The sequence below is a fragment of the Niallia endozanthoxylica genome (assembly GCF_008710145.1).
GTDB lineage: Bacteria > Bacillota > Bacilli > Bacillales > Cytobacillaceae > Bacillus_BD > Bacillus_BD endozanthoxylica.
In genome coordinates, this window is the sequence record NZ_VYKL01000061.1 from 1 (window position 1) to 13,743 (window position 13,743).

General features: G+C 36.4%; 13 protein-coding genes and 1 tRNA gene. All 14 read right to left on the reverse strand.

Annotation, left to right across the window (positions count from 1 at the left end):
• Window positions 1–538: 538 nt before the first annotated feature.
• Window positions 539–937 carry a terminase small subunit gene (locus F4V44_RS28335; protein WP_150442833.1) on the reverse strand — a complete coding sequence of 133 codons (399 nt, stop codon included), beginning with the start codon at window positions 935–937 and terminating at the stop codon, window positions 539–541.
• A 132-nt stretch (window positions 938–1,069) separates the two neighbouring features.
• Entirely contained in the window at window positions 1,070–1,828 is a 759-nt protein-coding gene (locus tag F4V44_RS25715; RefSeq protein ID WP_150442834.1) for a DEAD/DEAH box helicase, read from the reverse strand.
• 10 nt (window positions 1,829–1,838) lie between these two features.
• Complete coding sequence (locus tag F4V44_RS25720; RefSeq protein ID WP_150442835.1) at window positions 1,839–2,633, reverse strand: DEAD/DEAH box helicase; 795 nt, start codon at window positions 2,631–2,633, stop codon at window positions 1,839–1,841.
• Window positions 2,633–3,046 carry a hypothetical protein gene (locus F4V44_RS25725; RefSeq protein ID WP_150442836.1) on the reverse strand — a complete coding sequence of 138 codons (414 nt, stop codon included), beginning with the start codon at window positions 3,044–3,046 and terminating at the stop codon, window positions 2,633–2,635. The genes F4V44_RS25720 and F4V44_RS25725 overlap by 1 nt, the downstream gene beginning before the upstream one ends.
• 8 nt (window positions 3,047–3,054) lie before the next feature.
• Window positions 3,055–5,559, reverse strand: coding sequence for a DUF3987 domain-containing protein (locus tag F4V44_RS25730; RefSeq protein WP_150442837.1), 2,505 nt, complete (start codon window positions 5,557–5,559; stop codon window positions 3,055–3,057).
• A gap of 14 nt (window positions 5,560–5,573) precedes the next feature.
• Window positions 5,574–6,029, reverse strand: coding sequence for a hypothetical protein (locus F4V44_RS25735; protein ID WP_150442838.1), 456 nt, complete (start codon window positions 6,027–6,029; stop codon window positions 5,574–5,576).
• Window positions 6,026–6,730, reverse strand: coding sequence for an ATP-binding protein (locus tag F4V44_RS25740; protein WP_223882037.1), 705 nt, complete (start codon window positions 6,728–6,730; stop codon window positions 6,026–6,028). The genes F4V44_RS25735 and F4V44_RS25740 overlap by 4 nt, the downstream gene beginning before the upstream one ends.
• Window positions 6,731–6,749: 19 nt before the next feature.
• Window positions 6,750–6,938 (reverse strand): helix-turn-helix domain-containing protein, encoded by a 189-nt coding sequence (locus tag F4V44_RS25745; RefSeq protein ID WP_150442840.1) that lies wholly within the window; start codon window positions 6,936–6,938, stop codon window positions 6,750–6,752.
• A gap of 66 nt (window positions 6,939–7,004) precedes the next feature.
• On the reverse strand, window positions 7,005–7,889 hold the full coding sequence (locus F4V44_RS25750) for a hypothetical protein (RefSeq protein WP_150442841.1): 885 nt from the start codon (window positions 7,887–7,889) through the stop codon (window positions 7,005–7,007).
• A gap of 171 nt (window positions 7,890–8,060) precedes the next feature.
• Window positions 8,061–9,038: a tyrosine-type recombinase/integrase gene (locus tag F4V44_RS25755; RefSeq protein ID WP_150442842.1), complete on the reverse strand. Its 978-nt coding sequence runs from the start codon at window positions 9,036–9,038 to the stop codon at window positions 8,061–8,063.
• 181 nt (window positions 9,039–9,219) lie between these two features.
• A tRNA-Sec gene (locus F4V44_RS25760) sits at window positions 9,220–9,316 on the reverse strand.
• A 210-nt stretch (window positions 9,317–9,526) separates the two neighbouring features.
• The gene (locus F4V44_RS25765; protein ID WP_150442845.1) at window positions 9,527–10,288 is read right to left on the reverse strand and encodes an SDR family oxidoreductase; all 762 of its coding nucleotides are present in this window, start codon (window positions 10,286–10,288) and stop codon (window positions 9,527–9,529) included.
• Window positions 10,289–10,739: 451 nt separating this feature from the next.
• Window positions 10,740–12,113, reverse strand: a complete 1,374-nt coding sequence (locus tag F4V44_RS25770; protein ID WP_150442843.1) for an MFS transporter — start codon at window positions 12,111–12,113, stop codon at window positions 10,740–10,742.
• A gap of 1,156 nt (window positions 12,114–13,269) precedes the next feature.
• Window positions 13,270–13,743 (reverse strand): hypothetical protein (locus F4V44_RS25775; protein ID WP_449866997.1); only part of this gene is annotated, 474 nt, incomplete at its 5' end.

The window sequence follows — 13,743 nt, forward strand, 5'->3', positions numbered from 1 at the left end:
GTCATGCGTACCGGAAAGGTGCGCATTTTTATATTTCGGGCTTACGTTAAACACTGTTCTTTTCAATAAGTTTAAAATATAAATCTATGTCAAACTTTGATAATGGAAGAGCTGCTCTAAAAAGTTCAATAAACTGTTCTGTTTTATATTTTTGTAGGAGATCGTCGCCACCTTGCTGTCTCCACTTATTTATAAAGTGTTCTTTGTGTTCTAGCATGGCGTTAAAGACATTTATAAAGGCTTCGTATAACGTTCTATCATCAATACTTACTCTTAGTATCTGTGTTTTAAAAAGGAAATAACTGTAATTTTTGACCCAGAGAAGTTTCTGGGTCCTAGCTTCTATTCTTGTATTACATTCATCTCCCTCGGAGCAGAAGTTTGACGCTGAACCCCCATCAGAAATGAAGGTAACCCCCTCATTCACTTTCCTTGAGCTACAGATACTGCTGCATTCGCTGTTCGGAACTTACAACATAGAAACTGTACCCATGTCGGGTTACAAACAAAAAAAGCCTGTAGATTTCCCAACAAGGCTTTAATATTTTGGCTCTACAAACGTTATTTCAATCGCACCTCCGTCTGAACCAGTCATTTCCTTTTTTTCCACCGGTTTAAATCCTGCACGATCTAAAAGATCCCTTGCAGCAACAATCTTATCCCTGTCCGAGCTGTTTGGGTTAACCATGACATTATATAGAACTTCCCTTGCCGTCAAAGCATCATGTACAAACTGCATTCTTAATTGTTTCTCGATTTCGGCCTGGAGGGCTATAATAGCCTCTGAAACTGTAGTTTTCCGTAGCAGCTGATACCCTATTTCGGACGCCCGGCGCTTGCTATATCCTGCCCGAATGGCCGCCTGTGTAGCGTTTTTATCCTTTAAATACTCACGAATAAAACTCTCTTGTTTGGCTGTTAGCTTTTCTTTACTCACTATCCTTCACATCCTTCCAAGGAAAGTAGGGGAAGATTGGAGCAGTTTAGGGTCATCATAGGGGACAATCCAACCTTCCCCAAAACAGCTATTTAACAACAACACTGAGCTGATAGGGGTAATAGGGGAATCTTATTGACACTTTCGAGAAATTATTCGATCAATAACTTTACTAGCTTCACCTCTAGTAAGATTAGATGGATCAATTCCATAGTTTAATAATAACCTAATTTGCTTTTGTGTAGCTGGCTGTTTTATCCAGGCTGCATCCCGCCGTGAGAAATTACGTCCATATCTTCTTGCATAATCTTCCGAAACACCCTGAGCATATCCGAAACCTAAAGATTCATATAGAACTTCTTTTTTTTGATCTTTAACAAGTAAAACCGAATATCGATCTATTGCAATCGGTATCAAGTGGATATCCTCTTTAGGCTGAATAGGTAATTCCCACACTTCCCCCCGTTGGCGCCAACGAAATTTCGATTTCCCTAATAAATCGACTTCTTGTTCTTTCACTTCCATATATAACATTGTAGGTAAGTATCTCTTCCGCTCTTTTCGGGCAGCAGCTTTTTTAACACTTTCTCCATCAACTATGTTATCAATTTCCTCCTCAAACATGCCTGATAAGGAACAAACATCATGGCGATGATCATAAAAATCTAGTACTAAACAATTTTCTTTACCTGGGTATCTTCTCGTTCCACGCCCGATACACTGTGTATAGAAAGCCGCACTCTTGGTTGGCCTAGCCATAATGATACAATCTATAGTAGGCTCATCATATCCTTCTGTTAATAATGAACAATTACATAGTATTTGTATCTCGCCTTGGGAAAATTGTTTTAGAATTCGCTCTCGTTCTTCTTGCGGAGTTGTTCCGGAAATTGATTTTGCTTTATTTTGCTTTTATTCCATTTTCCCTAAACAAGGCAGCTAGATCCTCTGCATGCTGTATATCCACTGTAAATGCAGCTGCCTTCCGACCACGTGCGTATTTGATATATGAATCTACAATTAATTGATTTCGTTCCTTCGTATTAATTGATTCAGCAAGATGTATTCGATTGAAGTCACCACCACGCATTTTAATGTTTTGTATGTTATTTTCGGTTGTTATACTAATGCCGATTAAATCAGCCAAATAATTAGCTCGGATTAATGTTAAAAGCGATATTTCCATAACGGCTTTTTGAAAAACTTCACGAAGGTTAGTACCATCTCCTCGGATAGGCGTTGCAGTAACACCTAATAACAATTTATTCTGATCATCTTTGTCGAATCCCAGGCATCTTATTATGGATTTATCTGTCTTTGATACTGCGTGATGTGCTTCATCAATTATCATCATAGTAAAGTTTTCATTTAGAACTTGTTTAAGTCGCTCCGGTTGAGAAAGTGTTTGAATAGAAGCTATTACAACTTGTTTTTGATATTCATTTTGTTTTGCCTTTACAATACCGATATCAGATTCCGGCCATACCTCGTTTAACTTTTCTACTGTTTGCCTTACCAATTCGTCACGATGGACGAGAATCAATGTCCGTTGCTTAAACAATTTTGCTAAGGTGCTAAATATTATTGTTTTTCCAGCACCCGTAGGTAATACCACTAGCTGCCTATTCACACCATTTTTATATGCTTCTATAACTTTATTAATTGTTTCATGTTGGTAATATCGTAAATTTATCATTATATGTTACCTCTCTTTTTATTGTTATTTAAAAATGAAATATAGTCTGTTGCCCGACCAAGTGCTCGTCGAAAGGAAGCGCCTTCAACAATCACATAACAGGATGATGAATTTCTTTCGCCATCCTTCCACGTTTCACGCCAGGATTCCCATAATTTATCTGAGGTTTTTTCAATAAAAACTCCCGTAAATTTAGATGTTTGCAGTGTGTAAAGCTCTCCGGGAATAGCCACTATCCATCCTTTGCTCTTTGCTATATAATCTACATGTATAATATTTTGGATTTCGTCTTTTTCTTTCTTGACGGCGTCAAGAATATCAGGTGGTATATTCTTAACGCCGTGAATTTTCAACTTATTCTTTTTTGTAATAGAAAACCAGGAACCAACATCTTCAATCTTTTTTATTAACATGCTGGCACTCATAGGATCATAGTGTCCTCATCATCAGGATTATCTGCCCTGATTTCATCTTGAGTAAAAGTATCTAATTCCGTACCCCTATTTCCCCTATTTGCCATTGAGGTCTTGCTGCGACTCACTTTTTCAGACATATCTGTTTCCCCTACCTCAGGACCTGTATGCCCCCTATTAGGGGACACATTAATGTCAGCATCTATACTTTTAGGACCATCATTAAACACATAAGGATTAATGAGATATCGCCTTGAGTTTTTTCCTCCGGATACTTTGTTTTTGGTCCAAACTTCTTGTAAATATCCTCTATCAATTAGGGTTTGAATTGCGCGGTCTAAGAAATCAACTTTTTTGAATCGTTTTTTCGTAAGTTGCCATAGTCGTTGCCTACTATATTCACTTTGTTTTCTTTTTCTGATTGAATCGATTAGGTATTTTGCATCTTCTATTTCTGATTCAGAAATAGATTCACCAAATACCCGCTTAGCATGTGAAATAAGATATTCAGATAACTTAATAGCCTTGTTTACAGAATCAGATCCTACTTCAACATCTCCTGCTTCAGTAAAATGTTTTGCTATATGCAGCAGCCCTGCTATTCGAGCTGTATGCCCAACTAATTTTCCGGCCCAGTCTTCAAAAGATGCTAAATCCCCTTTATCTTTTATTAGCCGTTTTTCGACATTAAGGGAGAATTCCTTAAAAGCATGATAAGCTTTGTCTGAAAATCTAAGGATGCTAGTTTTTTCTGTTTGAATACTCAGTATTCTGGTAACGTTTTCTTTGTATCGATTTTCAATTTCATTAGGTACCTTTGTTTTATCAAAAGTTCGATAGCCTACTTTGGAGCTAGGCAAAGAATACAGAAATCTAGCTGGAAATCCCCTGCGGCGGTATTCCTCGTTATTCACTAAATCACTGACCACTATGGGTTGTACGAAGATACCTACTGTTATTGCCGGCTCTTGTATAAGATTGCTCTCCCTTGAGATTCGATCATCTTCAATATCATCACCTGCATGTCCTTTGAGCCATGTATCAACATTTCCGATTCGGTTTTGCGAATAACGGGATATTGCAGCAATAGAATCTCCCTCCGGAGATAGGACAGCAATTTTCCCTCCTTGCTGACCCATTAAACGTATTAATGCTTCAGATGTTGCGTCAGACGTATATAACCGTGGAGCAAATAAAGGAGGATTATTAGCTAACTCTAGTTCTACCTCCGCCATTTGCTCTGTAATTGCCTCAAATTCTCCCTCGCCTGCCTTTTGTGCTTGGTTCCTTAAATAGTTAATTTTTTGCTCAAGCGCTTTTCGTATCGCATTATTTTCAGCAATTGCGTACTTTACTTTTTTTCTCTCGTGCAGTTCCCATTCAGTTAATGGTTTTTTCAAAGCTGAGAATATACCACTCTTTCGATTTGCTGGCGGCAGTGCAACAATCGTCCAAATATTAACAGGCTCCTCGTAACCAGGAAAAGGAGAAACTTTGAACTTTTTTGAAGATGCCACTGATAATACTGACAGTGAAAACATACCTGGCATATCGGGGTAAACTTCCATAAATTCAGCTAAGTGAAGCACATAATCCTCAAGCCATTCCGGAAAAATTTTTGTCGGAAATGGTTCAACCTCGTATTGTTCAAATGGTACAGGCGTCTCCCATGAAAGGGTTGAATTACCGGATGAACCATCAACAATTCCCACCCATTCCATTACTCTTGATACTACGTCTTTCCCTATATACTCCGCCAATTTATTCCATCCCGTCGCAGGATGACCTTCTTCTATCCTTTTTTTGGTAGTATCAATCGTCTTAATCCGATCTAAAACTTCTTCATCATTAGCTGCAATTGCAATTCCTTCTATAAATTTTTCTATATCCTCCTGAGGCCAATCACAACGTATTAATGCGCCACTTAATGCTAATGCCGCTTCATGTCTTGATCCGACACTTGACCAATGTTTAGCAAGAAGTGTCGCAGCGGCTAACCGCTGGACACCCTTAACTAAATCATTTGAAGCTACTGTTCCTGGAAGACCGTTTTTTTCAAGTTGAATCATTTCCCCACTTTCATGGACCGATGGCGGGAATACTGTTTGTGAACCGCTCGATCTAATTTCCAAAATCATTTGACCGTTTGTATCAGGAAATTTCTTTGTTTTAATAACCGGCTCAACAAAATAAAGCCAATGTGATTTGGGTTTACTTTTACGTCCAAAAATAAAATTCGTCTCCGGCAGAAATAAATGCGCAATCATCGTTGCTTCAATCGTATCGAGATCAACATCAATTAACCCCTGACTTACCTCTCCAAGGAGTACACCGATATTTTGTAACGACGAAAAGTAACGCCCAATTTCATCTTCATTTATGTTAAGTTTTTGCCATCCCTGCCCTATACTTGGTTGCTTGCTGCGATACTGAACAGGCAGCACTCTTAGCCCGAATTTCGTATAGAATTTTGCAGCATTCTGAATATTAATTACCTGCTGGTGCTCAGACATCTAATTCACACCTTTCAAAATACTTGCTCATCACCTTTTACATCCATGAGGTTGTCTAGCTTACTGATTAATTCATAGTTTTGATAGGATTTATTTTCTCCTTTTTTATTTTTATAATTTTTTGTCTCTACTTTCACTTCCACAATTGCATCCAGCATTTGGTTAAGATAATTCTCAATTTTAGATATGGATGGAATATCAATGCCTAAGACTCGTAGATCTTTCTTAACCAAGAACCATTTTTTCTTATCTTCCAGGGGGCGATGAATAAAAATCCTGCGACCTTTATACTCTCCGGCATTTACAATAAGTTCGAGAAACAGTTCTAATTCATCACTAAATGTATTAGGTTGAACTCTAGCTGTATTGATTGTCGCAATATAGTTGCCGTCATTCACCCCAAATTCAACTGAAGAGAAATCATTCCATTCTTGATCCAATGCTTTTAATTCATTCTCAAAATTGTTCATATTATTCCTCCTTCATTTTTCATTGCATTGTCCAACGCCTTTTGAATCTCTATATAATTCATCGGTAACTCATTTGGTAATCTTCCTGTCCGATCTCCGGCAACCCATGACTCTGATGGTTTTGTCCTTATAAACCTCTCTGCAGCTTTATCCTCCATATCACACAAGAAGATAAAATCACTCATAGTTGTAATAAGCTCATAAGCTTGTTTAGGAAGATTAGGCACTTGCCTATTGATGGTAATGGTTCTTGTTTTAACCTCTACTATATCTGCATGACAAATAAACACTAACCCTAATGGAAGCAGCGATAATTTAGTTATAGCTCTAAAAAACTCTTCTTTTACTAAATGCCATCCCTTTCCAAACCCCAGTTCCGACTCATGTGCTATTCCATTCTTTTGGCATACATAAGCACTGCAAAACTTGAACAAATTCGTTATTGTATCGATCACTATTGTTTTAAATTGATGTTTTTCCTTATCAATTGCAGCGCAAATTTCCAAAAACTCGGGCCATGTTTTTACCGGCACCTGATACACTTCTAGACTATTTAGCCCAGCTTCAGTCGCAATAAAAAGTGGATTGTCCATTTGACTAGCTAAAGTAGATTTTCCTACTTTTGGATGACCGTAAAGTAAAATAATATAATCAGATAAATTGGTACGCTTAGGTGTTTTCCCCATTGGGAGCTTTGGCAATGAAATCCCTCCTATATTTTCAGTACTGACTTTTTTCTGAATAGCCCCCGCTTTCAATCCATTTTTGCAGCTTACTCTCATCTACTCTTACCAACCTCCCAATTCGGACTGAAGGTAAATTACCAGCCCTTATTAACTTGTAAGCCCTGTCCTCTTTTATGTTTAATACTCGTGCCACCTCAGGCACACTCAAGAGTTTTGTTTGCATAAAAAATCACCTCCGATATAATCATCGCAGGTGAATCCTTATAAACACAGGAACTAGAATTATTTTTTATTTCCGGAGTTTCTTGGGTCTACCTCCCTTATCTCTAGGTCTCAGTGTTAATCCTATTAAATTAGAAACCGAATTTACGCCTCTTCGTATAGTATCCTCGGAAAAAGTATCTTTAATAAAGTAGTTAGCAATTTCCATATAACTCATTCCTTTTATCTGATACAATACCAACCAATCGAAATGACTTAATTTTTTTTTCTTTGGCATCTCAATATACCCTAAACGTTCATAAAACTGTCGGTTTATTATGAAACGATTTCTACACATTTCCATGTATGTATATTCATCATATTTACGCGGATCAGGTTCAGGTGGTCTTATCCATTCCTTATAACTAATGGAATTCACCAGCTTCTCAAGTGCATCCAATGGATCATCTAATTGAATGCTATTTCCTTCAAATGTATAAGACCTTGCTGATATAGCATCGAAATATTGTTCTGGGAAATTTCCTCCATAGATAAATCTTCTTTCCTTCAGATAATTATCGTTTTTAAACCACATTGATAAAATTTGTGGAATTTCATTGAAAAACCAATGATCATTTTTATTAATATTATACTTTTCACCCCAAAGGTAAAGCATACTGCTAAATTGTTCAAATTCTTCTGTGATAATAACTGGTGATTGTTTAATTTTTTCAAGATCCCAAACCGACTTTTGCGGATTTTCTTCTATTAACAATTTCATAACCGCAATAAAACAGGGAAACACGCGTTTACTTAATTCCTCAACTATTTCTGGAGCAATTTCTTTTACTGAAAGGAAAAAACAATTTCTCCCCCATAACACATCTGTTATTCCTTCCAAACCCATTACACTGAAGTCCTGTCTACCTGATGATTTGAGAAGCTGCTTGAAGTCATAATCCCATTTCTCCATTAAAGCACCTCATTTCAAAAGTCTTCTCTATTGGATTCAATAAATATTATTTTTTTCCTTCATTTTAGTAAGATTTACAATATTCTAGGATGAATTAATTTACTTTACTTGAGTTTGAGATTTGAAGGAAAAATAAACCACCTATAATAGATCGGTGGTTTATTAACACTCTTAAAATATTCGATTTAAAGGAGAGAACAAATCGTGCTGCTCTTTTACATCCATATCTGTCATTTGAATATATTTTCGAACCATATTCATGTGAGAATGTCCTAAAATCTTTTGTAAGCTGAATGGATCACCTCCATTCATTATATACATTAATGCTCCCGTATGACGGAATGTATGTGGTGATACTCTTTTATTGGTAATGCCAGCTGCTTGTCCAATTTGACGTAAACTCCAACGTACGGTGTCTGCTGAAAGTTGTACACCTTCATATGTTAGAAATAAAAATTCATTTTCATATTCCTTAGTTTCCTTCATATACTCATTTAATACTTCAATAGTCCGCAATGACAACGGTACAAGCCTAGCACGCCTTGTTTTTGTCTCTGTTGCCTCGAGCTTAATAAATCCATCATCAAGATGCACATTCTCCCTTCGAATAGCAACCATTTCCGAAACACGAACCATAGTATCTAGTAGAAATTGAATTATTAATGCATCACGAAATCCTGCATAACTTTCTTTGTCAATTACTGACAATAATTTTCGTATTTCCTCTACAGTAAATGATTCAATCAAATCCTGGGGAGTTTTCAATATCTTTAAATCTTCATGAATAGGATTTTGTATGTACCCTTCCTTGTAACAAAAACGAAGGAATGCACGCAATGTTCTCATTCTAACATTTACAGTTACCGGCGATAATCCACGGTCATATAACATCCAAGAAATATATTCTCTAAACAAGTCTTTTGTCATATCACCTCTGGTAATATCTTCATGATCCAAAAACTCCATTAAATAATTGAAATGTGATTTATAATCTTTTATTGTTCGTTGAGACATACCTTCTGTTTGCTTATAGTTACAAAAACGTTCATACAATCCAGTTATATTATCAAGAGTTGCTGAACGCATTGTACGGCTCGATTTTTTTCCTACATTGTACTTTCTAACTTTCTTTTGCTTTTCTTCAATCATTAATTATGCACTCCTTGTCATCGGTCTAAAGTCTGTGAATCCGACGAGGATTCGTGCGGTTTTTCTAAACGGTCACCAACGGTCTCTGGCATCGGTCTCTTTCGGTCTACCTGAAAATAAACAAAAAACCGTACGAGTGAAATTATCACCGTACGGTATAAACATAGATAATATGTACATTTGGCGGGACCCCCTGGGAATCGAACCCAGCTAACCTGGCACGCAGGTCACAGACGGTTTTGAAGACCGCGTGGAACTCTAGTAATCAAATCAGTCCCTAAAACATCTTTATATCACCGTTTCTAAATGGTACCTACACGATTATACTCTTAATCAACTCGTTTTATATTATCATCACTCCTAATATTATTTATCTTATGTCTTTTATTTAATTCCTTCCAACACAACTTTTGATGCATAGGGATTATGCCAGAAACAATTCCACTCTAACAATAAAGAGCTACCCACACAGGTAACTCCTTTAGTCATTATAGAATGGTGTTTTTCATATTCGCGTACATCGTCTTTACGGACTCATCAATTTCATCACGGGACATCCTCATTGCTTTTTCAGCACGTGCGTAGCCAATTTCGATTTTTCCCGCTTCAAGGCCTTTAAATATCGCATCGGCAAATTCATCTACAGGAGTGCCAAAGGTATGCAAGCCTGCTCCGCCTAAGTCGGTATTAACTGCCGGCGGTGCAATTTCAATCACTTCAATGTCCGTATCTTCAAGCTGCTGCCGTAAGCTCATTGTAAATGAATGAACTGCCGCTTTCGTAGCTGAATAAATCGGAGCAATCGCCATTGGAGTAAAGGCTAAACCCGATGATACATTAAGGATAGCCGCATAGTCTTTATTGGCAAAGTATGGTGCAAATAGCATGGCAAAATGAAATGGTGCCTCAATGTTGGATGCTATTTCTTGACTATAATAGCTCCAATCTTCTTTTGCGTTCGTTTTAAGCACATGGTAGCGTTGCTGAATGCCTGCGTTGTTTATAAGTACATTCACATCAGGGTGCTCGCTCGTTACCCAGTCAAACAAAGCAATCCGATCAGATTCTTTGGTGACATCACAAACCCATGTAATCAGTTCAGGATATGTTTCTTTTGCTTCCTGGAGTTTTGCTTCGCGTCTGCCGCAGACAATGACTTTATTCCCCATTTTTATGAATCTCTCGGCAAACGCAAACCCGATTCCTGCTGCTCCACCCGTAATAAGTACGGTATTCCCTGATAGTTTCATCATATCCCTCTTTCGTTGAACGTCATATCATTTCTCAAGATGCAAAAGAAGTGCAAATAGCAGCCTGAAAAGATTGCTATTATTTTCAACAAACTGTATTTTATTTATTAATTAGAGAGCATTTATTTTCTCATTTCTAAGCAAATGCAAGACTTACTGCATATTAAGTCAGAGAAACTATCTTTATCTTTGATTTAGAAGCTTATTACGAGCTGGATTTATTGTATTGCTCAATATTTAGGACGATCTGTCTATCTTATTTTTATTATGTAATTAGCACATAATGTTTTTATAACATCAATTTCTAATATAAACAGAGAAAATGCGGGCTATGCTACAAAGTGCAATGCTTAAAAACTAGCAATTTCAAATAAGAAAATCCCCGCCAAATTCGACGAGGATTTTCTTATTTAAATGCAATTTTTTCTAATTAAGAATCATTATAATAGCATTATTCAAGTGATGCTGCTACTTCTTTACCTTTCGCCGCATCTGATTTCTTGCTGTCAGCAGCTAGAATATTTGACGCTGAGTATTTGTCTGCAATTAGTGACAATGCAATGGCAGCTACCACACCTACTACGGAGAAAATCATGAAATTCACGAAATTCGGAACAGTAAGAGTTAATAGGAACCCACCTAAAATTGGACCAGTCATTCCGCCTAATCTTCCCACTCCAGATGCCAAACCAATAGCAGTTGATCTCATATCTGAAGGATAGTAAGAGGTTACATAAGCTTGAATTAACACTTGGGAACCTGTTGTAGCAGCACCTGCAATCGCTACCAATATGAAAATGTACAATGTGTTTCCACCGAACCCAAGTAAAGCTAAAGCAATTGCACCTGCAATATATGATGGGATAATAACTTTTTTAGATCCATATTTCTCACAAAGCGGGCTAAGTACAAGAATACCGAGTACTGCTCCACCTTGAAGGGCAATAAGGAAAGATAAACTTCCATTTAATCCGTATCCAGCTTGAATCATTAACTTTGGCAACCAAGTGTTTAGTCCATATACCATTAATAGGGCACAGAAGAAAGCAACCCAAAACGCCATGGTACTAACAGCACGGTTCTGTTTGAATAAACCAACAACAGGTACTTTTGTTACTGTTACTTGAACTTGTTCAACTTCATCATTTTTATTAAATGTTAATTGAGCGTTGATTTTTTTAAGTGTAGCAAATAATTGTTCTTTTTTACCTTTACTAATTAGATAGCCTGTTGATTCTGGTAATTGCTTCATCATGAATGGAACAAATAATAGAGGCATTCCTGCTACCCAGAATACAGACTGCCAGCCGAAATTATTAATTAATAGAACTCCAACTGTTGGAGCAAGCGCACCACCAACTGCAAAGCTAACTAGTGTGTAAGATACTAATTTAACTTTCATTGATCTTGGAGCATAATCTGTTACTAAAGCTGCAATATTAGGCATGATGCCTCCAAGTCCTAAACCAGCAATAAAGCGATAAATAGCAAAAGTAGTTGCACCGTCAGCAAACGCACACAATAAAGTAAATAGACTGAATAAAATAGTATTAATAATAATTACTTTCTTTCTTCCAATACGGTCAGCCATGATACCAAAAATAATTGCACCAAACATCATACCAAACAATCCATAACTACCAATTGTTCCTGCTTCAACGGAAGTCATACTCCATTCTTCCATCAAAATTGGAAGAACCGTTCCGTAAACAGATAGATCATAACCATCGAACAAAATAATCATGAAACTCCATAAAAATAATACTAAGTGAAAACGGTTAAACTTACTGTTACCAATTATTGCAGCTGGATTAACTTTAGCCATTGCAATCTCCTCCTCTGATTGAAATCGATATCATTTTTTAATATTCAATATTATTGAATAAGCCTGAATTTCTTAAATGCTAGTAGTCTATAAGGTTTTGATTACTGTCGGCTTCACTTGAGGTACTTTTCGCCCTGTCTGCCGTATTCTCTGTCGACATTCTCAAATTCGATGTAGATTTCACAAAAAAATTCAAGACTACTTCTGTTTGTAGATACATCTTACCCTCCAACAGATCCAGAGTGGAGAATTGTTGATTATACGATTACTTTCCTAGTTCTAATGTAAGAAGTACTTTGTATCCAAACGAAAGAATAATCATTCTTTTTATATAACAGGCCCTCCTCTTTTTAAAGATAAATTATTGTAATCTATTATCATTTCTTTCACCCCCGGTGTTTGCCCTTTTCTAATTTTCAGTATATTAATATTTTCTATTGTAGTCAATAAATTTTTTTAACATTTTCATATTAAAAATATAAAAAAAGAAAAGTAAATTTTTCGACAACAATATATTGCTATTTTTTTATAAAAATCTCTTAACACGCATAAAATATGGTATCTCTCTATTCTTTTTAGCTTTTTATACCATTGACTAGAAATCTTCTATTAAACAATTTAGTATTGTAAAATAAAAAATAAATGAAATTAACTGTAAAATTTAGTCGAATGATTTCACTTTCATTTTACTTACTATAAAATATTTCTATAATTATTGTTATTTTTTCAAGAAAACTGTTATAGCGATATCCTTTTAGCTATAGCTAATTATGATTTTTTTCCTCGCTTTCAAAAGATTATCTTTTCCGATTTTGGATACTCTCTCAATCAAGTTTATTTTGTCTACGGCATGAAGCCATTTATAAAAGATTATGCATACAGCCTAATGTGCCTAAATATGAATTATGTTTTTTAAATTGTACGAATCCTCATTTAGTTAAAGATCAACCTGAACGACAATTACCTTTTTCCTGAATTTCACTGTCAATGAGTTTAGAATAAACACATGTTGTCGTTGCTGATAACGTATTATTATTAACATGTAATGCATTTGACTATTAATAAATAAGCCCAAAATGGAGACCAGCAATGATTTTTACCGCGCTTCATTTTGGGCTTAATATTTTTCTCTCAAACCAAACTATTTCCCCTGCTTTTAATCGGGTTTGAGCTCTTTTAATTTCTTTATTGCAACGTCTAAACCTTCACTAGACAGTTTTTTTTCTGCATATAATGAAAAGATCATGGCAAAAGCAATAGGTGTTACGTCTAATTGAAGTTGTAAATTAACTTCTGAGTTACCACTGATGTTTATTAGTTTAACCATATCCATTATTTGCGCGCTATCTTTGTTAACAAAATAATTAAAAAGATTCTCTATCATTTGTTTATTACTATTTCCTGCTTTCACTTCTGACTCTGTTTCCTCTTCCGGTTCAGTTTCTAGTTTTGACTCACTTTTCTCCTCCGATTCGGCTTCCATTTCCGGATCAGCCTTCTCTTCCAATTCGACTTCCTTCTCCGACTCAGCTTCCTCTTCCGGTGCGGCTTCCATTTCCGGATCAGCTTCCTCTTCCGGTGCGGCTTCCATTTCCGGATCGCTTTTCACTTCCGCCTCAACTTCCTCTTC